Genomic DNA, 26,294 nt, shown 5'->3' with positions numbered 1-26,294 from the left:
TCAAGGCGTTTCGTGACCGGCCACCAACTGGGTGAGCAAGTGCATGAATTGCGCTTGCTCGTGCGGGGCCAGCGGCGACAAAATGTCGGCCTGAACCCGCGCCACATCGGCCTGCATGCGCGCCAATGCCTCCAAACCAGAAGGAGTCAACACCAGCAACTTGCGGCGTCGATCCGTCTCGTCGGCACGGCGTGCGACCCAGCCCTTGCTCTCCAAACGCCCAATCACCGAGCCCGAGGTTGCCGGATCAAAAGCGACCCGCTTGGCCAGCGTGATCTGGTCAATGCCGGGGCTGTCCAGCAACGCGTTCAAAATGGCAAATTGCACCGGCGTGACATCGGCTGCCGACAAGTGCGCAGTGAACATCGCCACAGAGATTTGGTGTGCTCGCCTAATAAGATGCCCCGGCGCTGCATTCAAATCAAAGCTGTGGGTCATTTCAGGGGCTCTCCATCAAATACAGGGTTATCACCAGTCTCTGTCCTGGTGCAGGCTCCTATAGTAAGCGCGCTTAGCAAAATTTTTAACTTATCCCTCACATCTTCCACTTCCGAAAGTGCTTCATGAGTTTTGTTTTTTCCCCAACGCCCACTGTGTCCGTGCCGGTCCTGGGCCAGCCCGAACGCTTTCCGGTGCACCGCATTTATTGTGTGGGCCGCAATTACGAAGAACACGCCAAAGAAATGGGCTTCACCGGTCGTGAGCCTCCTTTCTTCTTTCTGAAACCCACCGACAGCTTGGTGGTGGTCGAAGCGGGCCAAACCGGGCAAATGCCCTACCCCAGCCTGACGCAAAATCTGCACCACGAAATCGAGTTGGTCGTGGCCATCGGCACTGGCGGACGCAACATTTTGGCGGCCGATGCCGCCCAACACATCTATGGTTACGCCGTGGGTCTGGACATGACACGCCGTGACTTGCAAAACGAGATGAAAAAACAAGGTCGTCCCTGGTGCATTGGCAAAGCCTTTGACCATTCAGCCCCGATTGGCCCCATCACCCCCATTGCCCAAGCCGGTGATATGAACAACGCCGAGATCAGTCTGCAAGTCAACGGCGCGGATCGCCAGCGCAGCAACGTCGCGAAATTGATCTGGAATGTGGCCGAAACCATCGAACACCTGTCTGCCGCTTGGGAACTCCAACCCGGCGACCTGATTTACACAGGCACACCGGAAGGCGTGGCAGCCGTGGTCGCAGGAGACGTCCTGGTGGGCCAAGTGGCAGGCTTGGGCAGCCTTCAAATCACCGTCAAATGATGAACGAAAGTGCACCAAAGATTAAAAACGCGCGTTTACCCTTATTTAATCCCGGAAATCTTGCAACATAATTCATGTTTTGTGCAATTAACCAACCAGGCGGTTGGTTAATACCCCCTTTTACAAACACAAAGGAGACGATCCTGTGAAAAACCTCTTGAAACAAACCGCTCTGGCCGCTGGATTGCTGGCCGTGGGTTTTGGCGTCCACGCCCAAACCGTGACCCTCAAGGTTCACCACTTCCTCGGCCCACAATCCGTCCAGCACACCACCATGATGGGCGACTGGTGCAAAAACATTGCACGCGACTCCAAAGACCGACTCAAGTGCGACATCTTCCCGGCCATGCAATTGGGTGGCACGCCTGTGCAGCTGTATGAACAAGCACGCGATGGCGTGATCGACGTGGCCTGGACTCTGCAGGCCTACACCCCCAAGCTGGCCAAGCTGGAAGTGTTCGAGCTGCCCTTCATGATGACCAATGCCGAGGCCACCAGCCGCGCAGCCTGGGACTTTGGCCAGAAGTACGCACAGGATGACTTCAAGGACGTCAAGATGCTGGCCATTCACGTACACGGCCCAGGCAACATCTACACCAAGAACAAAGCGGTTCACACCATGGCCGACCTCAAGGGCCTGAAAGTGCGCGCGCCGACGCGTCAGGTCAACAAAATGGTCGCCATGATGGGTGCCACCCCTGTGGCCATGCCCGTGCCGCAGGTGCCAGAAGCCCTGTCCAAAGGCGTGATCGACGGTGCTGTGATCCCCTACGAAGTGGCGCCAGGCCTGAAGGTCAACGAATTGACCAACTTCACGGCCGAGACCGACCGCAGCTACAACGCGCTGTACACCACCGTGTTCGTGGTGCCCATGAACAAGGCCAAATACGACTCGCTGCCAGCCGACCTGAAAGCGGTCATCGACAAGAACTCGGGCCGCGAACTGTCGGCTTTCCTGGGCAAAACCCAAGCCGGTGCTGACGTTCCTGGCAAAAAGGTGTTTGAAGCCTCGGCCAACCAGAAAATCAGCATCATCCCCAAGCCAGAACTCGAAAAGTGGAAAAAAGCCACCGACGCGCTGGACGATGCCTGGGTGGCCGACATGACCGGCAAAGGTTTTGACGGCAAAGGCATGCTGCAAACAGCCACCGACCTGATCAAGCAATACACCAAGTAAACGCGCGACAAAAACAACCTGAGCAGCCCCTGTGCGGTCTGCTCAGGTTTTTTTATAGGTACCGCTCAAGCGCATGAGTGACTTGCCGACATGCACCTCGATTTCATTTTCATTTACACCCTGCAAACACCATGATGTTTTCAAATTCACTGGAGCGGCTGGCCCGTCTCTGCAGCATATTGGGCGGTCTGGTCATGACCGGCTTGATGCTGATGACCTGTTACAGCCTGATCGGGCGCAACGTCTTTGATACCGCACTGATCGGTGACTTCGAGCTGACCGGCGTGGGCGCAGGTGCGGCCATTGCGCTGTTCATGCCCATTTGCCAATTCAAGCGAGAGAACATCATCGTGGACTTCTTCACGGCCAACCGCAGTGAAGCCTTCAACTTCCGGCTCGACCGACTGGGCGACCTGTTCATGACCGTGATTTTCATTTTGCTGTCATGGCGCTGCGGCGCTGCGGCCATCAATGCCAAGGAAACCATGGGCGCCTCCATGTTGCTGGGCTTTCCCGACTGGATCGTCTTCACCAGCATGAGCATTCCGTTCGGCATCACCGCCTTCATTGCGGCCATGCAAGCGCTCTCCAAATTTGAAAATAACGATAAGGCCACGTCATGACCCCGATTACCCTGGCTTTGCTGATTTTCGGCATCATGCTGCTGCTCATGGTGGTGCGCGTGCCCATCGCGGGCGCCATGTTCCTGGCGGGTGCCGCTGGCTTCATCCTGCAGACAGGCGTGCAGCCCTTTTTGAATTTCCTGAACAACCTCGCCTTCGCCCGACTGGCCAACTACGACCTGTCGGTGATTCCCCTGTTCATTCTGATGGGCCACTTTGCCACCCAGGGCGGCATCAGCAAGGCCTTGTTCCAGTTTGCCGCAGCGGTCATGGGCCGTTTCAAAGGCGGTTTGGCCATGGGTGCTGTGCTCGCCTGCGGCGCGTTTGGTGCGATCTGCGGTTCCTCTGTAGCCACGGCCGCCACCATCACCGGTGTGGCTTTGCCTGAAATGAAACGCCACGGTTATTCGGGCCGTCTGGCCACCGGCACGCTGGCCGCTGGCGGCACCTTGGGCATCTTGATTCCCCCGTCGGTGCCGCTGGTGATCTACGCCATCCTGACCGAACAAAACATCGCCAAGCTGTTTGCGGCCGCCATGATGCCCGGCATCATCGCCATGGTCGGCTACATGATCGCGATTGCCATTTATGTGCGCGTGGTGCCTGGCCAGGCGCCCGATCAGGAAGACCGTGAAAAACTGACTTTCGAATCGCTCAAGGGCATCCTGCCGATTGCCACCATCTTCGTCATCGTGTTCGGTGGCATCTATGCGGGCTTTTTCACCCCCACTGAGGGCGCAGCCGTCGGTGCCGCATCCACCTTTGTGGCGGCTTTGCTCAAACGCGAATTGACCTGGGGCAAGTTCCTCAAGTGCTTCCATGCGACGGCCATCAGCTCGGCCATGATTTTCATGATCTTCATGGGTGCGGACGTGATGAACGCGGCCTTGGCCCGCACCCAGGTGCCCGGCCAATTGGCTGAAATGGTGGTGGCGATGAACCTGGCACCGTTGATGGTCGTGGGTGGCATCTTGCTGCTGTATGTGGTGCTGGGTGCGGTGATGGACGAGCTGTCCATGCTGCTGCTGACCATCCCAATCTTCTTCCCGATCATCATGAAGCTCGACTTCGGCATGACTCCGGAACACACCGCCATCTGGTTCGGCATCATGGTGCTGATGACGGTGGGCTTTGGCATGCTGGCACCGCCGGTGGGACTGAACGTGTATGTGGTCAACGGCATGGCCAAGGATGTGCCGCTGAGCGAAAGCTACAAAGGCATCATGCCTTTCCTGATCAGCGACACCATCCGCACCTTGCTGCTGTTGTTCTTCCCTGGCATCTCGTTGTTCCTGATTCAGTACCTGACCTGACCAGATGACCTGATCCGGGTCGCTGTGCTGCAAAGCCTCCGTGGTTCACCCCGGGGGCTTTTTTCATGGCGAAATGGTTAGACTCAGGCCTTGCCAAACGCACAATACATCCACACACCTTGAGCTTCCTCCATGATGTTTGACCGCACCATTCGACATTGCCGCCAATGCGGTGCCCTGGTGGCACGCCGCTTGCCGGACGACGGCGACACCCGCGAGCGCGCCATCTGCACAGCCTGCCACACCGTGCACTATGAAAACCCCCTGAACGTGGTGGGGACCGTGCCCGCATGGGGCGATCAGGTCTTGCTGTGCAAGCGCAACATCGAACCCCGCAAGGGCAAATGGACCCTGCCCGCAGGCTTCATGGAACTGGGCGAATCCACCTCAGAAGGCGCTGCCCGAGAGACCACCGAGGAAGCTGGCGCGCAGTTCATCATGGAAGACCTGTTCACCGTGATGAGCGTGGCCCGCGTGGGGCAGGTGCACTTGTATTACCGTGCCCGCCTCACCAGCGATGTGTTTGACCCCGGCCATGAAACCATGGAAGCGCGGCTGTTCAGAGAGGACGAGATTCCCTGGGACGAATTGGCGTTCAGAACTGTCAAGGAAACGCTGGAACACTACTTTGCGGATCGGCGCGCAGGACACTTTGGCACCCACGCCTTTGACATCGCGTAAAAAATCAATGGGCCTGACCCAAAACACGCCGACGAACTCCCATAATGCGGTTGTATTTTTTTACTTTCACCGGATTTCCAAAGGCTTCGCATGATCAAGACCATCACAACCGTTCTGAGCAGCTTGCTGGCTGCCGCCGCCATGGCCCAAACTGCTGCACCAGCGCCCGCACCAGCTGCGGCCCCCGCTGTGACCGCCGCCCCGGCCGTTGCACCTGCGCCAGCAGCAGCCCCTAAAGCCGAAGCTCAGCCCAAGAAAAAAGCGGCCCACAAGGCCACCAAGAAAAGCAAAAAATCCAAGAAGAGCAAAGCCAAGTAATCGGCTCAGATTCTTCATTTCTCGTCTGACAAATTCAGACTTGAAAAACAAAGGCCACCTTCGGGTGGCCTTTGTTTTTGGGGCGACAGGCTGACCCAGCCTGTCATCACGCATCACACATCAATGGCTTGGGCTGAGCCTGCCAATTTGCGCAATTCAAACTTTTGAATCTTGCCGGTGCTGGTCTTGGGCAACTCGCCAAACACCACCGCCCGCGGCACCTTGAAGCCCGCCAGGTGCAGCTTGCAATGCGCCACGATCTGCTCCGGCGTGGTCTGGGCCCCGGCTTTGAGCTCCACAAAGGCGCAAGGCGTCTCGCCCCAGCGCGCATCGGGCTTGGCCACCACGGCTGCGGCCAGCACATCGGGGTGGCGATACAGCACGTCTTCCACCTCGATGGACGAGATGTTTTCGCCGCCCGAGATGATGATGTCCTTGCTGCGGTCCTTGATCTTGATGTAGCCGTCGGGGTATTGCACGGCCAAGTCACCACTGTGGAACCAGCCGCCGGCAAAAGCCTCTTGCGTGGCCTTGGGGTTTTTCAGATAACCCTTCATGGCGATGTTGCCCTTGAACATGATCTCGCCCATGGTCTCGCCGTCCTGGGGCACGGGCTGCATGGTTTCAGGGTTCAGCACACGCACATCGCGCTCCAGGTGGTAACGCACGCCTTGGCGGGCGTTGAGGCGGGCCCGCTCGCCAATGTCCAGCGCATCCCATTCGTCGTGTTTGGCACAGACCGTGGCCGGGCCGTACACCTCAGTCAGGCCATAGACATGGGTCAAATCAAAGCCCATTTCTTCCATGCCCTCGATCATCGAAGCCGGAGGGGCCGCGCCCGCCACCATGGCCTTGACGCCCGCAGGCACGCCCGCCTTCATGGCCGCCGGTGCGTTGACCAGCAGGCCGTGCACGATGGGCGCCCCGCAGTAATGCGTCACGCCGTGGTTGCGAATGGCGTCAAAAATCGCCTGCGCCTCAACCCGGCGCAGGCACACGTTGACCGCTGCACGGGCCGCCAGTGTCCAGGGAAAGCACCAGCCGTTGCAGTGGAACATCGGCAGCGTCCACAAATAGGCCGCGTGCTTGGGCATGTCCCATTCCAGAATGTTCGAGATCGCGTTGGTCGCCGCGCCCCGGTGGTGGTAGACCACGCCCTTGGGGTTGCCGGTGGTGCCGCTGGTGTAGTTCAGCGCAATCGCATCCCACTCATCGGCCGGCAGGCTCCAGGCAAATTCGGCATCGCCGCTGGCCACAAAAGCCTCATAAGTGAGGGCGCCGATCTTTTCAGCCGGGCCGGTGTAAAGCGCATCTTCCACATCCACCACCAACAAGGGGGTTTTGGCTTGGCGCAGGGCCAGCGCTTTTTTCAGAGTGCCCGAAAACTCAGGGTCCACGATCACCGCCTTGGCTTCGCCGTGGTCCAGCATGAAGGCGATGGTTTCCGAGTCCAGACGGGTGTTGAGCGCATTGAGCACCGCACCGGCCATCGGGATGCCAAAGTGCGCCTCCACCATCGGGGGCGTGTTGGGCAGCATCACGGCCACCGTGTCGTTCTTGCCAATGCCTGCCTGCGCCAGCGCACTGGCCAGCTGGCGGCTGCGGCGATAGGTGGTGGCCCAGTCCTGGCGCAAGTCACCATGCACGATGGCCAGACGCCGGGGATACACCTCGGCCGTGCGCTCGATGAATGACAGCGGCGACATGGGCGCGTGGTTGGCGGGGGTTTGGGGCAGATCCTGGTCGTAAATTGAAGCCATAAGAACTCCTGAAGGGGGTTGTTGTCTCATTGGATGCCATTTGCCTGACCGCAGGCTGAAATCCAATTCCAACAGCCGACCGAATACGAAACCTTATCGGCGAAAATAGCCGGATGGCCATCCCCCAGTCTTTCATCCAGGAGTTGCTGTCCCGCGTCGACGTGGTCGAGGTCGTGGGCAAATACGTGCAACTCAAGAAAGGCGGCGCCAACTTCATGGGCCTGTGCCCTTTCCATGGCGAAAAGTCCCCCAGCTTCAGCGTCAGCCCCACCAAACAGTTTTTCCACTGCTTTGGCTGCGGCAAAAACGGCAACGCCATTGGTTTCCTGATGGAGCATGCGGGCATGACCTTCATTGAGGCCGTGAAAGACCTGGCCCAGCAAACCGGCATGGTGGTGCCCGAAGAACAACAATTGCCCGAAGACCGTGCCAAAGCCGCCGCCCAAAAAGCCAAACAAGACAGCCTGAGCGATGTGCTGGAAAAGGCCGGAGACGCCTACCGCGAACAGCTCAAGATCACCCCCCGCGCCGTCGAGTATCTGAAAGGTCGTGGCCTGTCTGGCCAGATCGCCAAACGCTTTGGCTTGGGCTACGCGCCCGAAGGCTGGCGCTCGCTGGCCAGCATCTTCCCCAAATACGACGACCCGCTGCTGGCGGAAAGTGGCCTGGTCATCGTCAACGAAGAAGACGACAAGCGCTACGACCGCTTTCGCGACCGCATCATGTTCCCGATCCGCAACATCAAGGGCGAATGCATCGGCTTTGGCGGCCGGGTGATTGGCAGCGGCACACCCAAATACCTGAACTCGCCCGAAACCCCGGTGTTCCATAAAGGCCGCGAGCTGTACGGTCTGTACGAAGCCCGTGAAGCCCTGCACAGCGCGGGCTATGTGCTGGTGACCGAGGGCTACATGGACGTGGTGGCCCTGGCCCAGCTGGGTTTTGCCAACGCCGTGGCCACGCTGGGCACGGCTTGCACGCCCGACCATGTGCAAAAATTGTTTCGTTTCACCGACTCGGTGGTCTTCAGCTTTGACGGCGACGGCGCAGGCCGCCGGGCCGCCCGCAAGGCCCTCGACGGCGCCCTGCCCTACGCCACCGATGTGCGCAGCATCAAGTTTTTGTTTTTGCCCGCCGAGCACGATCCGGACAGCTATGTGCGCGAGTTTGGTCAAGAGGCGTTTGCCGAGCAGATCAAGCAGGCCATGCCGCTGTCGCGCTTTTTGATCGAAGCGGCCAGCGCCGATTGCGACCTGCAAAGCGCCGAAGGCCGGGCGCGTTTGTCCAGTCAGGCCAGGCCCTTGTGGCAATTGCTGCCCGAAGGTGCGCTCAAACAGCAACTGCTGTCGGAGCTGGCGCAATTGATCCAGCTGGAAACCGCCGGACTCGAAAAACTGTGGGGCCAACAAGCGGCCAGCGACCAGCGCTTTGCGCCCGGTGCGCGCAGCTACAGTGCTGCCACAGCTGCCTCGTCAAGCCAAACCGCCAACGCGGCCTTCAGCCAAGCCACCAGCGCAGGCGGTGATGAACACCACACGTTCGAGCCCCACTATGGCGAGCCCCCCGCTTATGGCGGCGCTTACAACAGCGCAGGCGGCAACAACTGGCAACGCAAAAACCCCAACTGGACGCCCAACAGCAAATTTGGCAACAGCCGCTACAAGCGCGACCAGGCCCCTGTCTTCACGGGCCCCCGCACCGTGCCCGCCAGCCGAGCCGACCACGCTGCCCGGCTGTTGCTGGGCAACATGGCGCTGTGGGAAACGCTGGCCGGAGAAGACCACGCCATGCTTTGTGCCTTGCCCGCACCTCACGGGCCATTGTTTGCGTGGCTCGAGTCGCAGTTTCATGAACAAGGGGCGTTGGGTTGGTCCACTTTGCAGGCGCACATGCAAGACCAGCCCTTTGTTGAAGACGCCAGCCGCTGGATGGCGCAAGACAAACTGAACGCGGTGGCTGGCAGCGAAGACACCACCCCGCCCGACCCGCAAGAGGCACGGCAAGAGCTGCGGCGTCTGCTCAACATGCTGATGATCGATCGCCTCAAACAGCTCGAAACCGAAGCCTTGGCACAAGCCACTACAGGACAAGACCCCGAAGCCCAGCAACGCTGGCGCAGCCTGCACCAACGCCGCAAAGCCCTGATGGCGGCAGCTGCAGCCTTGCAAGCTGCCCAATAACGATTCGGCCGCAGGGGCGGCCTCCCACAAAATACCTGCAGCCCTTCTGAAGTGGGAGCGAGCCCCTGCTCGCGAATGCCTGATCAGCCCCAGCCTGATTTCGGCCACAGTGGCAGCCTCCCACACAGCGCTGTCAGGCAGCGCTCACTTGTCCAGCAGCTGGTTGAGCTTGTCGGCCTCAAAGGTTTCGCTGGTCGCCGCATCGCCCGGCATTTGTACCTGCTGCTGAGCACACAGCTGCTCCAGGGCCTTCCAGATCATGGCGATCTGGTGTTCCTGCCCGGCAGCGTTGTCGATCAAACCACGCAGCGCCTGACTGACCGGATCATCGTCTTGCGTGATGCCATAGGCCGTGAACTTGCGCTCAGTGCCCGACACATCGGCGCTCTCACCCGCTTTGGACGGGATGATGCGCGCCGGAATGCCCACGGCCGTGGCCCCGGCAGGCACCGGCTTGATGACCACCGCATTGCTGCCGATCTTGGCCCCATCACCCACCTCAAAGCCGCCCAGCACTTTGGCCCCGGCACTGACCACGACATCGCGGCCCAGCGTCGGGTGACGTTTGGCGCCTTTGTAGAGCGATGTCCCGCCCAGCGTGACGCCCTGGTAAATCGTGCAGCCGTCGCCAATCTCGGCCGTCTCTCCCACCACCACGCCCATGGCGTGGTCGAAGAAAACCCGCTCACCGATCTTGGCCCCGGGGTGAATTTCGATGCCGGTCAGGCCGCGCGACACATGCGAAATGAAGCGCCCCAGCCACTTGAAGCCGTGGTTCCAGCACCAGTGCGCCCGGCGGTGCAGCACCAAAGCATGCAGGCCCGGGTAGCAGGTCAGCACCTCCCAAGCGGTACGGGCAGCGGGGTCCCGGTCAAGGATGCATTGGATGTCGGAGCGAAGGCGAGAAAACATAGGCTTTGAGTCTATCGCTTGCCGCTGGCGTTTTGGATCATGGCCTTGGCCACCCCGCGCAGGATGTGGATTTCTTCCGGACTCAAGTCGGCCCGGTTGAACAACTGGTTCAGGCGCGGCATGAGCTTTTTGGGCGCGGCCGGGTCCAGAAAACCGATGTCGGTCAAAGCCTGCTCCCAATGGCCGAGCATGCCCGCCACCTGCTGCGCGTCGGCTTTGTCGGCGGGCGGCACGGCATCCTGCACCGGGAAACCACCCAACGCCACACGCCAGTCGTAGGCGATCACCTGAATGGCCGAGCCCAGGTTGAGCGAGCCAAACTGCGGATTGGTGGGAATCGACAGCGCCACATGGCAACGGTAAACGTCCTCGTTTTTCATGCCGAAACGCTCGGAGCCAAACAAAAAAGCCACGCACTGCTCAGCTGCCCCCGGTTTCGTCAGCTCGGCGAAGTGCTCTCGGGGTGAGCGGGTGGGCGGGCCAAAGTCACGCGGTGTCATGGCCGTGGCGCACAAGTGGGTCACGCCATCCAGGGCTTCGTCCAAGGTGTCAACCACGCGGGCCTTGGCCAGCACGTCGTTGGCCCCGCTGGCCCGCTGGATGGTTTCTTCTTTGCGCAGCACATTGGGCCAGCGCGGGGCCACCAGCACCAGCTCGTCAAAGCCCATGACTTTCAGGGCCCGGGCGGCGGCGCCCACGTTGCCGGCGTGGCTGGTTTCTATCAGGATGAATCGGGTTTTCATGCCCCGATTGTCCATGCTGAGACACCCCCTACCGGCGCGAGACATGCGCTTCATGACGCCAAAATGACGAATACACCCGTTTTTCATGAGAAAATGCCCGCTTCGCCATCGCGATCGTGCGTGGGCTAGCCAGGTTCTTCAAACAATTTATGTCGTCCAATCTCCACCCCATGCTCAACGTGGCCATCAAGGCTGCGCGCGCCGCTGGCGCCATCATCAACCGTGCTGCGCTCGACGTTGAAGCGGTTCGCATCTCGCAAAAACAAGTCAACGATTTCGTCACCGAAATCGACCACGCGAGTGAAAAAGTCATCATCGACACCCTGTTGACCGCCTACCCCGACCACGGCATCCTGGCCGAAGAATCGGGCAGCCAGCACGGCAACCCGCTCGCTGACCACATCTGGATCATCGACCCCCTGGACGGCACGACCAACTTCATCCACGGCTTTCCTGTTTACTGCGTGAGCATTGCCCTGCAAGTGCGCGGCAAGATCGAGCAAGCCGTCATTTACGACCCCACCCGCAACGACCTGTTCACCGCCACCAAAGGCCGTGGCGCGTTCATGAACGACCGCCGCCTGCGCGTGAGCAAGCGCATCCGCCTGCAGGAATGCATCATTTCCACCGGTTTCCCCTTCCGCAAGGGCGACAACTTCAACCAGTACCTGCGCATGATGGGCGACGTGATGCAACGCACCGCAGGCCTGCGCCGCCCGGGTTCTGCCGCACTGGACCTGGCCTATGTGGCCGCAGGCTTCACCGACGGTTTCTTTGAAACCGGTCTGTCGCCTTGGGATGTGGCTGCGGGCTCGCTGCTGGTCACCGAAGCCGGTGGCCTGATTGGCAACTTCACCGGCGAGTCGGACTTCCTGGAACAAAAAGAATGCCTGGCCGGTGCGCCGCGCATCTATGGCCAGTTGGTCACCATCTTGGGCAAGTACAGCAAATTCGCCAGCGCAGGCGACAAAGCGGCTGTGCGCACCGCCATCGAAACCCTGAGCCGCGACCGCGCCTCGGACAGCGATGAACCTGAAGCCGAGGTCGCAGCCGACCCCGCCGACGGCTCTGAACCCAAAGACGCCCCGTTTTAAGCCATGTCAGCGCTCGACCTGAGTGCCCACACCCCCATGATGGCCCAGTACCTGACCATCAAGGCGGAGTTCCCTGACACGCTGGTGTTCTACCGCATGGGCGACTTTTACGAGTTGTTCTTTGCCGACGCCGAAAAAGCCGCTGGCCTGCTCGACATCACCTTGACGCGGCGTGGCCAGTCAGCCGGACAGCCGGTGGTCATGGCGGGCGTGCCTTTCCATTCGGTGGAGACCTACTTGGCCCGGCTGATCAAGCTGGGCGAATCGGTGGCCTTGTGCGAGCAAGTGGGCGACGTGGCCACGGCCAAAGGTCCGGTCGAGCGCAAAGTGGTGCGCGTGGTCACCCCCGGCACCCTCACGGACACCGAGCTGCTGCCCGACAAAAGCGAAGCCATTTTGCTGGCCGTGCACCAAGCCGCCAAAAACCGCTGCGGCCTGGCTTGGCTGAGCGTCACGCAAGGTGTGGTGCACCTGGCCGAATGCGCGCAAGACGAGCTGGCCGACTGGGTGGACCGCATCAGCCCCAGCGAACTGCTGGCCAGCGCAGGCATGACGGCCACGTTTGAGCAAAAGCTGCGCGCCCTCAAGACCGGCGGGCGCGGCAGCTGGGCCCTGGCCCTGCGGCCTGATTTTCAATTTGACGCGGGCTTGGGCCAACGCAAGCTGCTCGAACAACTGCAAGCCGCATCCCTCGCCGCCTGGAGCGCCGAGGCCCTGGCCGACGCCCACGCCGCCGCTGCCGCCCTGCTGACCTATGCCGAGCACACCCAAGGCCGCAGCCTGCCGCACGTGCAGCGGGTGCAGGTGCAGCACTCGGACGCACTGATTGACTTGCCCGCCAGCACCCGCCGCAACCTGGAGCTGACGCAAACCCTGCGCGGCGAAAGCGCAGCCAACTCGCCCACGCTGTTTGCCCTGCTCGACACCTGCATGACCGGCATGGGCAGCCGCTTGCTCCGCAACTGGCTGCTCAGCCCGCCGCGTGACCGGCAAGCCGCCATTGACCGTTTGCACGCCCAGGCCGTTTTACGCGGCGAGAGCGGCGCAGGCCCCTGGAGCAGCCTGCGCGAACAACTCAAAGGCGCAAGCGATGTGGAGCGCATCACCGCCCGCACCGCGCTGCGTCAGGTGCGCCCGCGCGAGCTGGTGGCCCTGCGGCATGCGCTGGTGCGTGCGGCTTCGCTGTCAACTCAATTGCAAGCCCTCAACCCCGAGTCAGGCACCCTGCTGGCTGGCATGGCCCGCTGGCTCACGCCGCCCACGCATTGTGCCGAGCTGCTGCAAATGGCTCTGCTCGAAGAGCCCGCCGCGCTGGTGCGCGACGGCGGCGTGATCGCCGACGGCCTGGACGCCGAGCTGGACGAGCTGCGCAACATCCAGACCAACTGCGATGCCTTCTTGCTCGACCTGGAAACCCGCGAAAAAGAGCGCACAGGCATCGCCAACCTGCGCGTGCAGTTCAACAAGGTGCATGGCTTTTACATCGAAGTCACGCAAGGCCAGCTCGACAAGGTGCCTGACGACTACCGCCGCCGCCAGACCCTGAAAAACGCCGAACGCTTCATCACGCCCGAGCTGAAAACCTTTGAAGACAAGGCCTTGTCGGCGCAAGAGCGGGCTCTGGCCCGCGAAAAGTGGCTCTACGAAGGTCTGCTCGACCAGCTGCAGCCCTATGTGCCCGCGCTCACCGCTTTGGCCCAAGCCATGGCCTCACTCGACGTGCTGTGCGCCCTGACCGAGCGCTCGCTCACCCTGAACTGGTGCGCGCCCGAATTTGCCAAAGAACCTTGCATCGACATCCGCCAGGGTCGGCACCCGGTGGTCGAGGCGCGTCTGGCCGAAATGTCGGGGGCCAGCTTCATCGCCAACGACACGGTGCTCGGCCCGCGCCAGCGTTTGCAGATCATCACCGGCCCCAACATGGGCGGTAAATCGACCTACATGCGCCAGGTGGCACTGATCGTGCTTTTGGCCAGCATCGGCAGCCATGTGCCCGCCAGCCGCTGCCGACTCGGCCCGATTGACGCCATCCACACCCGGATCGGCGCGGCCGACGACCTGGCCAACGCCCAATCGACCTTCATGCTGGAGATGACCGAAGCCGCGCAAATTTTGCACAGCGCCACGCCCCACAGCCTGGTGCTGATGGACGAGATCGGGCGCGGCACCTCGACTTTTGACGGCCTGGCTCTCGCCAGCGGCATCGCCACCCACCTGCACAACAAGACGCAGGCCTTTGCGCTGTTTGCCACGCACTACTTTGAGCTGACCGAGTTCCCGGCCACGCACACCGCCGCCGTGAACATGCATGTGAGCGCGGCCGAATCGGGCGCGTCCATCGTGTTCTTGCACGAGCTGCAACCCGGCCCCGCCAGCAAAAGCTATGGCGTGCAGGTGGCGCGCCTGGCGGGCATGCCTGCGGCTGTGCTGAGCCACGCCCGCCATGCCCTGAGCGCATTGGAGGCCGGTGCCGCTGAAAGCCGCCAACAGGTGGACTTGTTTGCCGCGCCGCCCGAGGCCGAAGCAGCAGGCCCCTCACCTGTGGAGGCGGCACTGGCCCAGATCAACCCCGATGCGCTCAGCCCCCGCGAAGCGCTCGACGCCCTGTATGCCTTGCAGCGCCTGCTGCCCAAAAATTGAAGTTTGATTCATGACTTATTGCGTTGCCGTCAAAACCCGCGCCGGTTTGGTGTTCCTGTCCGATTCACGCACCAATGCGGGGCTCGACCAAATCAGTACCTTCCGAAAAATGATCGTCTATGAGAAAGCAGGCGACCGTTTCATGACGCTGCTGTCGGCGGGCAATCTGAGCATTTCGCAATCGGTGCGCGAAGTGCTGCAGATCGAAAAACTGGTCGAACCCGGCCAGGACGAGCCACTGACCATCTGGAACGCCAAGAGCATGTTCGACGCCACCCGCGTGCTGGGTGCGGCCGTGCGCCGTGTGTACGAGCGCGACGCTGCGGCCCTGCGCGCCTCGGGTGTGGAGTTCAACGTGTCCATGATTTTTGGCGGCCAAATTGGCAGCGAAGGCATGCGCCTGTTCCAGGTCTATTCGCCCGGCAACTTCATCGAAGCCACCGACGAAACGCCTTACTTCCAGATCGGCGAATCCAAATACGGCAAGCCCGTGCTCGACCGTGTCATCACCCCCGACACCCCGCTGGACGAAGCCGCCAAATGTGCGCTGGTGTCGATGGACTCGACCCTCAAATCCAACCTGTCGGTCGGCCTGCCGCTGGACATGGTGGTCTACAAAGCGGGCAGTCTGCAAACCGAGCGCATCATGTGCATCGACGAGCACAACCCTTACTTCCAGATGCTGCGCTCAAGCTGGGGCGACAAACTGCGCCAGATGTTCGACAGCATCGAAGACCCCATGTGGAACGGCGGCGCGACCGACATCCCGCTCATGGTGCCGCCAGTGCGCAACGCCTTGCTCAAGAAGATCACCACGCCCGAAGAGAAGTTGATCTGAGCAACCATGAGCCGCTTCTTTTGGTTGGTGTTATTGACACTGAGTAGCTTCAATTTCTCAAATGCTTTGGGTATGGAATTTCAACGCCATGGGCACACATTGGTCATGTCCGGGGCAGTGGTCACAGGTGACCTTGTCAAACTGAAGAATATTCTGCAAGAAACGCCAACAATTCAGCACGTCGTTCTCAGAAACTCCTGGGGTGGCGATGCTTGGACGGGGTATCGCGTTGGTGAAATTTTTCGAGAGCAGCGCATCGAAACCAGCGTATCCGGTTATTGCGTCTCATCATGCTCTCGGATGTTTCTCGGCGGGATCAAGCGTTACTTTTCAGACGACTATTCGCCCGAGAAAACATTTGTAGGATTTCACGGCCACTACAACAACCAAGGGCAGCTGAACTCAAGAAGTGTTCAAGATCAGGGGCTGTTCCGGTGGATTGTCAAACATTCAGATGGCAAAGCCGACGAAGCCCTGGTCAATCAATGGATCAACATTCCACTGGCCCAAGGCATGGTTGCATTCATGCCACAACGTGCAACTGAACTGCCCACAACCTATTTTTGCCAAGGCACAGAAAGTAAGCGCCCTTTAGGTTGCGAAGCGCTTCAAACGAACGCATTCACAAAGGGTGTCATCACTGATTTATCGCTCAAACCCAGTCCTGATCAAGTACAGTTGCGTCAAAACTTTCCTCCAGAACCGCTCGCATCAGGGTATGCAAAAGTAGACGAGATCGGCAAAGTCCCGCTTGACCCGAAGACGGGTATCGATAACTATCAAAAATACTTGATTGCAACAGCACCCAAAGCATTTGCGGTCGCACCTGATAGACAGTTTTGGGCTTGGAACTCCGGTAACGATGAGGCCGTGAAATCAGCTCTCTCACGCTGTGCAGAAAGAGCCAAGCAGACATGTCTGCTTTATGCTGTAGATGACACGGTGGTTTACAACATGCCACTGCCCAACAGTAAAAATCCATGACCGATCGCATCGTCTTCTCGCACGGCAACAGTTTTCCGGCCAGCACCTACCGGGTCATGCTCGACAACCTGCGCCAGCGCGGCTTTCAGGTCGATGCGGTGGAGATGTATGGCCACGATCCAAAGTACCCGGTCACCAACAACTGGCCAAATTTGGTGCAGCAACTGGCCGACTTTGCGCGGGACAAACAAGGTGCGAGAGAACCCGCTTTTTTGGTCGGTCATTCACTGGGCGGCCTTTTGAGTTTGATGTGCGCCGCCCGTCACCCAGAGCTGGCGCGTGGTGTGTTGCTGATCGACTCGCCCGTACTGGGCGGCTGGCGCGCCACCACGGTGGGGCTGGCCAAACGCACGCCACTGATCGGGGCCCTGTCGCCGGGGCGAATCAGCCAAAAGCGTCGCAACCACTGGCCCAGTGCGCAAGCAGCCCTGGAAAGCTTTGCGCACAAAAAATCTTTTGCCTGCTGGGACCCTCAGGTTTTGCGCGACTACATTGACCACGGCACACACGACGTCAACGGTCAGCGCGTGCTCAGCTTTGATCGCGAGGTGGAAACTGCCATCTACAACAGCCTGCCGCACAAACTCGACAGCCTGCTCAAACGTCACCCGCTCAAATGCCCTGTGGCCTTCATTGGCGGGACGCACTCGGCCGAAATGCAACAAGCGGGCAAGGAACTGACCTACCAGGTGGTCAAAGGCCGCGTGATGATGCTCGACGGCTCACACCTTTTTCCGATGGAAAAGCCTCTGGCGACGGCAGCAGCGATTGAAGCCAGCTTGCGCAATCTAGGCGCATTGGCCTGAACGCCTCTTGCCGAATCGTCCCTGGCTGGTGACGTGTCACAACCCAGAAGGGCAACTGTCACGTCCCGGCGTGACAACTGTCACACCCGGTTTGACCGGGTATCCACCTGGGTGCACCAGCAGCGTTCGAATTCAGCCCTATCCGTTAATCACCATGGATGCCCGATCAAGTCGGGCATGACAGAACTGCGCTTTCATCCATGACAGGACTGTGCTTTCGCCCATGACAGTTATCTCATCTAGCCCATGATCGGATTGTTCTTTCGGCGACGACAGAAACCGTCTTTTAGGCTTGCGCCTACAGCCAGGCAGCTCAAGCCGCCCAGGTCACCAGACCGCTGTAGCTGGTGCCCAGCACCACCAGGCCGAACACGATCCGGTACCAGGCAAACATCTCAAAGCTGTTGCTTGCAATGAACTTGAGCAACCAGCGCACGCACACCCAGGCGCTGACAAACGACACCAGCAGGCCCACGCCAAACATCGGTGCATCGGCCATGCTGAGCAAAGCACGCTCTTTGTAGAGGCTGTAAACCCCCGCGCCGATGAGCGTGGGAATGGCCAAATAGAAGGAAAAGTCGGTCGCCGCCTTGCGCGACAAGCCGAGCAGCATGCCGCCAATGATGGTCGCGCCGCTGCGGCTGGTGCCGGGGATCATGGCCAGGCACTGCACCAGGCCCACCTTGAGTGCATCGCGCCCGCGCATGTCTTCCACGGCGTGAATGCGCACCGCGCTGGCCGGGCGGCGCTCTGCCCACAAGATGATGAAGCCGCCGATGATGAACGTACTGGCCACCACTTCCGGCGTGAACAAATTCGCCTTGATGGCCTTGCCAAACAACAAGCCCAAAATCACGGCCGGCACAAATCCGATGAACACATTGAACGCGAAGCGCTGGGCATCGGCACTGCGGGGCAAGGCTTTGATGGTCGAGCTGATCTTTTGCCAGTAAACAATGATCACCGCCAGGATCGCCCCAGTCTGGATCGCGATGTCAAACACCTTGTCCTTTTCGCCATCGAGCCCGAGCAGGGAACCGGCCAGGATCAAGTGACCCGTTGAAGAAATCGGCAAAAACTCGGTCAAACCTTCAACCAAGCCCATCACGGCGGCTTTGAGCAACAAAACGGTATCCACAGGCACTCCTGAAATTTGATGCGGATTATCGCCCTGTCCAGCCAACATGTCACAGACCAAATCGATCTCCACCAAATGGTTTGCCACAAGCCTCAAAGGCTTCCGTGACGGGATCTTTAAAAGGAAAACTGTCCAATACACGACTAAAATAATTAAATTATTTTGTAATTCAGTTCCGCACTCCTCAGAAATATTCTGTGTCGATTACTCTGACAAAAAACCGTATCTTGATGACACAGCACCGAAACAACGTCAAAAGGACTCTCTGCACCATTCTCGCAATGCCCACCCAGGAATTGGTGTCGTTCAATGACTGATCGCCATACCCCTCACAGCCTTGGGTGGACGCTGTATGAATTTATTGCCATGCACATCGGATTGGGTAGCTTGGTTGTTCTTTGTTTGTCGTGGCTGCCATTCGCAGCAGTGCTGCATCCTGTCTTACCTGCCCGAATTGGGCAGGCGTTAGGACGCAGAGTGATCACATGGGGTTTTCAGGCTTATTTGGGCATTCTGAAAACCCTGTGTGCATGTCGTCTGGATCTTTCAGCCATTGATGTTCTGAGCAAGCGAGGGCCCATGATCATTGTGGCCAACCACCCGTCTTTGCTCGATGCCGTGTTGATTACATCGCGTCTGCCCAACGCTGTCTGCGTCATGAAATCAAGCCTGATGGACAACCTCTTGTTTGGTGCGGCAGCCAGACTAGCGGGTTACGTGCGCAACGATGTCCCCCTGACCATGATTCTTCAAAGCAACGAAGTACTAGCACATGGAGGCCAAGTGGTGATATTTCCTGAAGGGACACGAACCCGTAACTTCCCTATTGAGCCGTGCCTGCCCGTGGTTGGCCTGATGGCACAGCGTTGCGGGGTGCCCATTCAATCACTGATGATCGAATTTTCTTCTGCCTACCTTGGCAAAAACTGGCCCCTGTGGCGTCCTCCAGCTTTGCCACTGAGCTTCAGTATCCGACTGGGTCGTCGATTCGACCCGCCCTCTGACGCAGGTGCGTTCACACAATCACTGCAAGCCCACTTTCACGAGACGCTGCCCAGCCAAAACCATACCTGTGATGCCGCAGCCTGATGCCATGAACGACCTGTCCAATTCACATCTTGTCCTGATCCCAAGCTACAACCCAGGGCCCCAAGTTCTGAAAACCGTGCAGAGCGCCCGCGCGCAATGGACACCGGTGTGGGTGGTCATTGATGGCAGCACCGACGGCACCACCCCCATGCTGCAAGCCATGGCCCAAAATGACGAGGGGTTAAAAATCATTGTCTTGCCAAAAAACCAAGGAAAAGGTGCCGCAGTTCTCCACGGCATGACCTTGGCTGCTCAAGCTGGATTCACACATGTGCTGACCATGGATTCTGACGGCCAGCACCCTGCAGACCTCATTCCTGCCTTCATGGCGACATCCATCACCCGACCTCAAACCATGGTCTTGGGCAAGCCGATCTTTGGCCCCGAAGCCCCTACTTTGCGCGTCAATGGCCGCAAGGTCTCCAATGGCTGGGCCAATCTTGAAACGCTGTGGATGGGTATTGGCGATTCACTTTACGGCTTTCGGGTCTACCCCATCGCGCCGCTGATTCGCATCATGCAAAAAAACCCATTCATGCGCCGCTTTGACTTTGATCCTGAGGCGGTCGTTCGCCTGTGCTGGGCGGGTGTGCGCCCAGTCAACATGGATGCCCCGGTGCGTTATTTGTCAAGCGAAGAAGGCGGCATTTCCCACTTCAAATACCTGCGTGACAACACGCTACTGACCTGGATGCATGCACGTCTGTTTGTGGGTTTCGTTGCACGTTTGCCCATATTGTTATGGCGAAAATTGTTACCACGCGAGGCTTGATTGATGTCCACAGCAGAATTGTTCCTGATCGCCATGGCGGTCATTTTTACTGTACCTTGGCTGGTCTGGCGTCTATTCAAAACCGATTACTACGCCCCCCTTGTGGTGGTGCAAATCATCGCAGGCATCTTGCTGGGGCCGGGAATGCTCGGGAAGCTCTATCCTGACTACTATCAATTTGTTTTCACCTCAGCGGTGACGGAATCACTCAACGGCATTGCTCGCTGGGCGGTCATGCTTTTCGTCATGATTGCAGGCATTGAGCTGGACCTTCGTCAGGCGTGGAAACACCGGCGCGAAAGCAGCATCACGGCGGGTCTGGCCATGGGTGCACCTTTGCTGTTCGGTTGTGGCGCCGCAGCGATCATGCTGCAAACCGATGGATGGATGGGCACAAGTGCTATGCACTGGCAATTCCTGCTGGGCATAGGCATGGCCTGCGCGGTGACCGCACTTCCCATATTGATCCTTCTGATGGAAAAGCTGCAATTGCTCAGACACCCACTGGGACAGCGCGTGTTGCGCTATGCCAGCTTGGATGACATTGCCATCTGGGGCGTTCTGGCCTTGATTTTGATGGACTGGGAACGCGTTGGCAGGCAAGTGGCCTTTCTGCTTGCTTTCATTGTTCTAGGCGCACTTTACCGGCGTCTCATGCGTTGGCTGCAAGAACGAGATCGGTGGTATGTGGCTTTGATATGGCTCGCCATTTGTAGCTTGGGGGCCGATTGGGCGGGTCTGCACTTCATGGTGGGGGCATTTTTGGCCGGGGCCATCATGGACGCCGAGTGGTTCAACCAAAACGACATGGACCAACTCAGGCACCATGTGCTGCTCGTGATGATGCCTGTTTTCTTCTTGTCAACCGGACTGCGAACAGCTTGGTCTGTTGGCGGAGCAACTGTTTTTCTGGCGGCAGGTTTGCTGCTCCTGGCATCCGTCACAGGCAAGCTGTTGGGGCTACGGTTGGCAGGGCGCATACTGGGCTGGCAAAAAGGGGAAGCCTCGGTTATTGGCTGGTTGCTTCAAACCAAGGCACTGATCATGATCATCTTTGCCAACATTTTGCTCGACAAGCACATCATCACAAACGACGCATTCACCGCGCTGCTGCTCATGGCGGTGGGCAGCACCATGCTGACTGTGCCTGCTGTGGCCCCCAAACTGCGGGCAATGGGGTTCACGCGCCAAACGACAGGCGCTTGAGGCCTTTGGCAGCCGTGTGAGGTCAGGTATCTCAGGCTTACATGGCAAGGCTCAAATCATGGCGCCGTTGATGGAAATAACCTGGCCTGAAATATAGGCCGCTTGATCGGAGACCAAAAAACCGACCAAGTCAGCCACCTCATCGGCCCGTCCTGCACGCTGCATAGGCACCATTTTTTTGATCAAGTCGGCATCAAAGCTGCCATCAATCATGTCGGTGGCGATGATGCCCGGTGCCACCGCATTGACGGTAATGCCACGACTGGCCAACTCAAGCGCCAAAGACTTCGATGCCGCATGCAAAGCCCCTTTGGCAGCTGAGTAATTGACCTGCCCTCGGTTGCCAGCAATCGCGGCCACAGAGGAAATATTGACAATGCGCCCCCAACGCTTTCGGACCATCGGCATGGTCAGCGGTTGAGTCACATTGAAAAATCCATTCAATGAAACATCAACGACGCGATCCCACTGATCACCACTCATTCCGGGAAAAACCGCATCGTCATGAATGCCTGCGTTATTGACCAAAATTTGAATGGGCCGCTGGTCAGACAAGGCTTGCAGTGCTACGGCACAAGCGTGGCGATCGGTCACATCAAAGGCCACCGCCTCCGCACTACCGCCTGCCGCCAAAATATCTGATACCACTTGCTGGGCCTTGTCAAGACCACGGTTGGCGTGAACCACCACATGGTACCCATCTTGAGCTAAGCGCCGGGCAATAGCAGATCCGATGCCGCCACTGCCCCCTGTGATCAATGCACACTTCATGATTTTTTCTTTCAAAATTGTTGCGCATCCAGTACCACGGTGGCTCGACCTTCAAGCAGACACCTCTCTTCGTGACGCACGCTGAATTGGTACAGAATGAGTTGACTGTCTCCGGACAAGCGCTCTGCACGAATCTGTAGCGCCTGCGGCAGATCATCCAGCCGATCCACATGGCAAGTAACGCCACGAACACTGGTCAGATAACCCTGCTTTGGCTCGGCCTGCGCATCGGCCAGCAGTGCCCCATGAACAGCCATGGCTTGTGCTGCATATTCGATGCCTGCGCTCACCCCTAAACGCCCGTGCGCACGCAAAGGGTTGTCGTCTGCTATGTGGCTGATAGCTTGGCACACGATGCTTTGCGCTGACCAGTCCACCACCTCGTAGAGCAAACACATTTTTCCTTGATGAGGAATGTGGGCAGCGATCCATGCATGGTCTAGCATGCGCTCAGTTCCAGCAACAGCTGCATGGGTGCCAAGTAATCAAGGCAAACAGAGGCGGTCTGTCGGCACGCCAATGACTGCAGCAGAGGTAAAGCACGCATGGCAGGAACCTGCGTACGCAGCCCCTCCAAGGCAACATCGCTCATTGTGTCGGCCAATTGGCGTGTTGCCTGCAACTGTAAACCCGCCAAGGAATGAGCTGTGCGTTCCGGGGAGAGCAGCAATGCAACACCGGCACAGTCGGGAACAGGCCGCTTGCTGAAGAGCGGCTCCGGGTATTCGCTGTCATACGCGATCAACAGCACCGGCACCTGGTCATGTACCACCTGGGCCATGGCATCGAGCAGACCCGCTGCAAAACTGGCGTCATAGGCGCACAGCACCTGACACGGGGCCATGGCCCGTGTGGCGATCCCCCAATACCCGGCAGCAGCGTTGTGTACCGAGTTGTGAAATCGCGTAGGCGAAATCTGGCGATCTTCTGTCGCCAATTGCGCGCATAAGGCATCGCAGTTGTGCCCGTCAGCACCAGATGCCGTGAACACCGTGGCCAAGGTCGATACATCGGCCTGGCCATGCTGAGCCGCCTCCAGCCCCAATGCCAACGCCAACTTCACCACCCGGCTCGCTCGTCTGCGCTCTGCAGGTGGCAAGATGACAGGCACCGGCAACACGGAAGGGGCGCAAGAATACGGTGCAGACCCGTTCAAAACAGCCACGGCGCTCGGCCAATCAGGCAACCCTGGCGCAATCAAGCCCACGCCTTGTATCCAGGCCTTCAAAGGCGCTGCTGCGTAAGACCCCCTGTGGTGCTCGCTCATGCTGAAGCTCCCAAAATAAGACTGCAATTGCTCCCACCAAACCCAAACGAATTGCTCAAGGCATAACGAATGCCCTCAGCTCGGCTTTGCATCAGATACTGCAAAGGCGTTGTGGGATCCAGCTGCTCAGTGCCAGGGCTTCCAGGCAAGTGCGCATCCGTCAAGGCGATTGCACAAAACACAGCCTCTAATGCACCGGCCGCGCCCAAGGTATGACCCGTGGCCCCTTTGGTTGAACTGCAAGGCACACGATCTCCAAACAAGGCCATCACGGCCTGCCCTTCGGCCGCATCATTGGCGGGGGTGGAAGTGCCGTGCAAGTTGATATAGCCCACATCGTCAACAGACAGATTCGCCGACTTCAAGGCCGCTTGCATGGCCAGGCGTGCACCCAAGCCTTCGGGATGAGGTGCAGACATGTGGTGCGCGTCACTGGATTCACCCACGCCCACCAGCAGCACGGAACCAGGGGCAAGAACCGAAGAGGTGACACGTTCCAGTAAAGCAAAGGCTGCGCCCTCGCCTATGGATATGCCATCTCGCATCGCATCGTATGGTTTGCAAGGACTTGGCGATGTCAATTGAAGCGATTCAAAACCGTGCAACGTGGTCAAACACAAGGTATCGACACCGCCGACAACGGCGGCATCGATCGTTCCCAACGCCAACTGACGAGCGGCAGCGGCAAACACCTTCGCACTGGAAGAGCAAGCCGTAGACACGGCCATGGCCATGCCCTCAAGGCCTAAATAGATCCTGGTGAATTCAGCCAAGGAAAATGAGTTCTGTGTGGATTGGTAATCAAATGCATCAGGCAAAGCCCCTGTCTCGGATGCACGTTGACGGTAGGCCAACTCGGCTTGCAAAATTCCTGAAGTGCTGGTGCCCAAAAAAACACCCACACGGTCCGCGCCATACCTGAGTGCCGCATCGCGGACAGCATCGGCAAAACCATCGGTCTCCAGCCCCATTTGGGTGAGCCGGTTGTTTCGACAATCAAACCGAGCCAAGTGCACAGGCAAAACCTGATCATCCACACCGGACACTTCGCCGATCCAAGTTTGCAATTGGACGGACTCAAAATCACAGGGTTTGAGACCGCTTCGCCCTTCACGCAAAGCACTCCGATTTTCTTTCAAGCCCCGTCCTAAACAGGTCGTGGCGGTGTAAGCAGACAACAATAATGGTTTCACTTGAACGCCTGAAATAAGTTCATCAAAAATGGGAGTTGGGATTCAAGCCCGAACCCTGCAAAGCAGCATCACGTTGGCGAAAGGCTTGCCCTCGCTCATCGCGTCGGTTTCCACTGAAAAACCAACCTCCTCCAACAGACGCGTCCAGTCAGCCAGGCTGCGGCAATACAAACGCGGCAAACGGTGACCTCGTGCAAAAGTCACCACATGGTCTACCCAGTTTGAAAAATGGAAAGGCAAGCCCGCGCTCGCATCTCCAATGCGGGTCAAAAATACACCACCCGGCAGCAAGGCCGCATGTATGCGTTGAAGCACCTGCTTTTGGTGTGCATGGTCAAAATAATGCAACGCATCCAGGATAGTGACCAGGTCCACTCGGCCAAAATCCACCTCATTCATGTCACCTTGCTCAATGCGAACAACAGGATGGTCTTTGTCAAATGCCAAGGCGGCGCGATCGACGTCGTTTTGCATCAGTTCCACGCCACGCATATTGTCGGGCTTGGGGGGCACTGGCAAATCGGATGGCCACTGCCCGCGCTCATAGACTTGGCGGGCCGTCAAAAGCCAGGCAAACAAACTGCCCTGACCGGAGCCCAAATCAAGATAACGCCCGGTCGCAGGCAGCAGACCACGCGTGAGCATTTCTCGGAAAAAACAATCCGATGAAAGCTTGCCCCGTGCATAGTGGTAAGCAAAGGGACCACTTTTTTTGAACAGTCGACTGGACTCATCGACAAGAAGCTGGAGCAATAGTTTTTTCATGAAGGGCATGCGCCAGGGTCACTGGCACCAGATGAAGAGAAGAAAAAGTCTCAAGAAGTGCGGGTAAAGCAGACAGGATCACGGGATCGCCTCCTGCTGTGACCGCGCTGTTGCCGTCATGCATGAGCAAAATGTCACCAGCAGCCAGCGTTTTTTTCAAACGCTGCAAGATGACATCGACTCGCCCCTCCCGGGTGTCAAAACCCCGGCGCGTCCAGGTGGCCAGATGCAAGCCCAATTCGCACAGCACCGGCTCCAAAAATGGATTGCGCAAACCAGCCGTCGGTCTGAAAAATAGAGGTGCCTGTCCCGTGATGTCGGTCAGCGTGGCTTGTGCTGCAGAAATATCGGCTTTGATGCGGCGTGGGCCCCATGTTGAAAATGCCCAGGAATGTGCATCACCGTGGTTTTCAATACGGTGCCCACGCGCCACGATCTCACGACAAATATCGGGATAAAGCCGGGCACGCCATCCAATGCAGAAAAATGTGGCTTTGACATGAGCTGCATCCAGCATGTCCAACACAAGAGGCGTGACTTCGGGATCGGGTCCATCGTCCAAGGTCAAAGCAATCTCACGGCGTGCCATGCAAGCCTCCGACAAACGTGTCAGATTGGGTCCCAGCAAGCGGGTTCTGGGCAACAAGCCAGCCAACGTCAGTGCCAAATGGTTCGCCGCCACCCCCCCCAGGCTCAACGGCCACAAACCAGGCTGGACCACGACGCCCAAAGCAGCAAGGCCATGCAAAGCAAAACTGGCTTGCA

26 protein-coding genes are annotated in these 26,294 nt (G+C 58.7%); 15 read left to right on the top strand and 11 right to left on the bottom strand.

Going from position 1 to position 26,294, the window contains the following annotated elements; all coding sequences use genetic code 11:
• Positions 1 to 366 (bottom strand): MarR family winged helix-turn-helix transcriptional regulator, encoded by a 366-nt coding sequence (locus ACZ5VE_RS04745; RefSeq protein ID WP_464456897.1) that lies wholly within the window; start codon positions 364 to 366, stop codon positions 1 to 3.
• A gap of 197 nt (positions 367 to 563) precedes the next feature.
• On the opposite strand from ACZ5VE_RS04745, the gene ACZ5VE_RS04740 reads away from it, so the two are divergent.
• The 6 genes from ACZ5VE_RS04740 (at position 564) to ACZ5VE_RS04715 (ending at position 5,371) form a co-directional block, all read left to right on the top strand.
• Positions 564 to 1,259, top strand: a complete 696-nt coding sequence (locus tag ACZ5VE_RS04740) for a fumarylacetoacetate hydrolase family protein (RefSeq protein ID WP_464456896.1) — start codon at positions 564 to 566, stop codon at positions 1,257 to 1,259.
• Positions 1,260 to 1,404: 145 nt separating this feature from the next.
• Entirely contained in the window at positions 1,405 to 2,436 is a 1,032-nt protein-coding gene (locus ACZ5VE_RS04735; RefSeq protein WP_464456895.1) for a TRAP transporter substrate-binding protein, read from the top strand.
• 131 nt (positions 2,437 to 2,567) lie between these two features.
• Positions 2,568 to 3,059 carry a TRAP transporter small permease gene (locus ACZ5VE_RS04730; RefSeq protein WP_464456894.1) on the top strand — a complete coding sequence of 164 codons (492 nt, stop codon included), beginning with the start codon at positions 2,568 to 2,570 and terminating at the stop codon, positions 3,057 to 3,059.
• Positions 3,056 to 4,372, top strand: a complete 1,317-nt coding sequence (locus tag ACZ5VE_RS04725) for a TRAP transporter large permease (RefSeq protein WP_464456893.1) — start codon at positions 3,056 to 3,058, stop codon at positions 4,370 to 4,372. Before ACZ5VE_RS04730 ends, ACZ5VE_RS04725 begins: the two co-directional genes overlap by 4 nt.
• 132 nt (positions 4,373 to 4,504) lie before the next feature.
• On the top strand, positions 4,505 to 5,053 hold the full coding sequence (locus ACZ5VE_RS04720; protein WP_464456892.1) for an NUDIX hydrolase: 549 nt from the start codon (positions 4,505 to 4,507) through the stop codon (positions 5,051 to 5,053).
• 90 nt (positions 5,054 to 5,143) lie between these two features.
• Positions 5,144 to 5,371: a hypothetical protein gene (locus tag ACZ5VE_RS04715; protein WP_464456891.1), complete on the top strand. Its 228-nt coding sequence runs from the start codon at positions 5,144 to 5,146 to the stop codon at positions 5,369 to 5,371.
• Positions 5,372 to 5,484: 113 nt separating this feature from the next.
• Here ACZ5VE_RS04715 and ACZ5VE_RS04710 read toward each other — a convergent pair whose 3' ends face one another.
• Entirely contained in the window at positions 5,485 to 7,131 is a 1,647-nt protein-coding gene (locus ACZ5VE_RS04710) for an acyl-CoA synthetase (protein ID WP_464456890.1), read from the bottom strand.
• 113 nt (positions 7,132 to 7,244) lie between these two features.
• On the opposite strand from ACZ5VE_RS04710, the gene dnaG reads away from it, so the two are divergent.
• Entirely contained in the window at positions 7,245 to 9,311 is a 2,067-nt protein-coding gene (gene dnaG / locus ACZ5VE_RS04705; protein ID WP_464456889.1) for a DNA primase, read from the top strand.
• 144 nt (positions 9,312 to 9,455) lie between these two features.
• On the opposite strand, the gene cysE is transcribed toward dnaG, so the two are convergent.
• Together cysE and ACZ5VE_RS04695 are read right to left on the bottom strand one after the other, a co-directional pair.
• Positions 9,456 to 10,223 carry a serine O-acetyltransferase gene (gene cysE, locus ACZ5VE_RS04700; RefSeq protein ID WP_464456888.1) on the bottom strand — a complete coding sequence of 256 codons (768 nt, stop codon included), beginning with the start codon at positions 10,221 to 10,223 and terminating at the stop codon, positions 9,456 to 9,458.
• Positions 10,224 to 10,234: 11 nt separating this feature from the next.
• Complete coding sequence (locus ACZ5VE_RS04695; RefSeq protein ID WP_464456887.1) at positions 10,235 to 10,966, bottom strand: RNA methyltransferase; 732 nt, start codon at positions 10,964 to 10,966, stop codon at positions 10,235 to 10,237.
• Positions 10,967 to 11,115: 149 nt separating this feature from the next.
• Between ACZ5VE_RS04695 and ACZ5VE_RS04690 the strand changes: the two genes are divergently transcribed.
• From ACZ5VE_RS04690 to ACZ5VE_RS04670, 5 genes are read left to right on the top strand one after another with little or no spacing between them, the layout of a single operon-like run.
• Complete coding sequence (locus tag ACZ5VE_RS04690; RefSeq protein ID WP_464456886.1) at positions 11,116 to 12,060, top strand: inositol monophosphatase family protein; 945 nt, start codon at positions 11,116 to 11,118, stop codon at positions 12,058 to 12,060.
• A gap of 3 nt (positions 12,061 to 12,063) precedes the next feature.
• Positions 12,064 to 14,700, top strand: coding sequence for a DNA mismatch repair protein MutS (mutS, locus tag ACZ5VE_RS04685; protein ID WP_464456885.1), 2,637 nt, complete (start codon positions 12,064 to 12,066; stop codon positions 14,698 to 14,700).
• A 10-nt stretch (positions 14,701 to 14,710) separates the two neighbouring features.
• Positions 14,711 to 15,538 (top strand): proteasome-type protease, encoded by an 828-nt coding sequence (locus ACZ5VE_RS04680; protein WP_464456884.1) that lies wholly within the window; start codon positions 14,711 to 14,713, stop codon positions 15,536 to 15,538.
• 6 nt (positions 15,539 to 15,544) lie between these two features.
• A complete protein-coding gene (locus tag ACZ5VE_RS04675; protein ID WP_464456883.1) occupies positions 15,545 to 16,522 on the top strand; it encodes a hypothetical protein in 978 nt (325 codons plus the stop codon).
• The gene (locus ACZ5VE_RS04670) at positions 16,519 to 17,328 is read left to right on the top strand and encodes an alpha/beta fold hydrolase (RefSeq protein WP_464456882.1); all 810 of its coding nucleotides are present in this window, start codon (positions 16,519 to 16,521) and stop codon (positions 17,326 to 17,328) included. Before ACZ5VE_RS04675 ends, ACZ5VE_RS04670 begins: the two co-directional genes overlap by 4 nt.
• Positions 17,329 to 17,641: 313 nt before the next feature.
• Here the strand turns inward: ACZ5VE_RS04670 and ACZ5VE_RS04665 are convergent, their stop codons facing one another.
• Positions 17,642 to 18,466, bottom strand: coding sequence for an undecaprenyl-diphosphate phosphatase (locus tag ACZ5VE_RS04665; RefSeq protein ID WP_464456881.1), 825 nt, complete (start codon positions 18,464 to 18,466; stop codon positions 17,642 to 17,644).
• 309 nt (positions 18,467 to 18,775) lie between these two features.
• On the opposite strand from ACZ5VE_RS04665, the gene ACZ5VE_RS04660 reads away from it, so the two are divergent.
• From ACZ5VE_RS04660 to ACZ5VE_RS04650, 3 genes are read left to right on the top strand one after another with little or no spacing between them, the layout of a single operon-like run.
• A complete protein-coding gene (locus ACZ5VE_RS04660; protein WP_464456880.1) occupies positions 18,776 to 19,555 on the top strand; it encodes a lysophospholipid acyltransferase family protein in 780 nt (259 codons plus the stop codon).
• A gap of 4 nt (positions 19,556 to 19,559) precedes the next feature.
• Entirely contained in the window at positions 19,560 to 20,327 is a 768-nt protein-coding gene (locus tag ACZ5VE_RS04655) for a glycosyltransferase family 2 protein (RefSeq protein ID WP_464456879.1), read from the top strand.
• A 3-nt stretch (positions 20,328 to 20,330) separates the two neighbouring features.
• Complete coding sequence (locus ACZ5VE_RS04650; protein ID WP_464456878.1) at positions 20,331 to 21,533, top strand: cation:proton antiporter; 1,203 nt, start codon at positions 20,331 to 20,333, stop codon at positions 21,531 to 21,533.
• A 51-nt stretch (positions 21,534 to 21,584) separates the two neighbouring features.
• Here the strand turns inward: ACZ5VE_RS04650 and fabG are convergent, their stop codons facing one another.
• The 6 genes from fabG to ACZ5VE_RS04620 all read right to left on the bottom strand — a co-directional run bounded on the left by fabG (position 21,585) and on the right by ACZ5VE_RS04620 (position 26,118).
• Positions 21,585 to 22,304 carry a 3-oxoacyl-ACP reductase FabG gene (gene fabG / locus ACZ5VE_RS04645; RefSeq protein ID WP_464457439.1) on the bottom strand — a complete coding sequence of 240 codons (720 nt, stop codon included), beginning with the start codon at positions 22,302 to 22,304 and terminating at the stop codon, positions 21,585 to 21,587.
• A gap of 11 nt (positions 22,305 to 22,315) precedes the next feature.
• On the bottom strand, positions 22,316 to 22,750 hold the full coding sequence (locus ACZ5VE_RS04640) for a hotdog family protein (RefSeq protein ID WP_464456877.1): 435 nt from the start codon (positions 22,748 to 22,750) through the stop codon (positions 22,316 to 22,318).
• Entirely contained in the window at positions 22,744 to 23,571 is an 828-nt protein-coding gene (locus ACZ5VE_RS04635; protein WP_464456876.1) for a beta-ketoacyl synthase chain length factor, read from the bottom strand. Before ACZ5VE_RS04635 ends, ACZ5VE_RS04640 begins: the two co-directional genes overlap by 7 nt.
• Positions 23,568 to 24,764, bottom strand: a complete 1,197-nt coding sequence (locus tag ACZ5VE_RS04630; protein WP_464456875.1) for a beta-ketoacyl-[acyl-carrier-protein] synthase family protein — start codon at positions 24,762 to 24,764, stop codon at positions 23,568 to 23,570. Before ACZ5VE_RS04630 ends, ACZ5VE_RS04635 begins: the two co-directional genes overlap by 4 nt.
• 42 nt (positions 24,765 to 24,806) lie before the next feature.
• The gene (locus tag ACZ5VE_RS04625; RefSeq protein ID WP_464456874.1) at positions 24,807 to 25,409 is read right to left on the bottom strand and encodes a class I SAM-dependent methyltransferase; all 603 of its coding nucleotides are present in this window, start codon (positions 25,407 to 25,409) and stop codon (positions 24,807 to 24,809) included.
• An 85-nt stretch (positions 25,410 to 25,494) separates the two neighbouring features.
• Positions 25,495 to 26,118, bottom strand: coding sequence for a polysaccharide deacetylase family protein (locus tag ACZ5VE_RS04620; RefSeq protein ID WP_464457438.1), 624 nt, complete (start codon positions 26,116 to 26,118; stop codon positions 25,495 to 25,497).
• Between the last annotated feature and the right edge of the window lie 176 nt (positions 26,119 to 26,294).

Source organism: Limnohabitans sp. INBF003 (assembly GCF_055396645.1).
The sequence above is the reverse complement of the archived record's forward strand: the minus strand, read 5'-3'. Positions and strand labels throughout refer to the sequence as shown.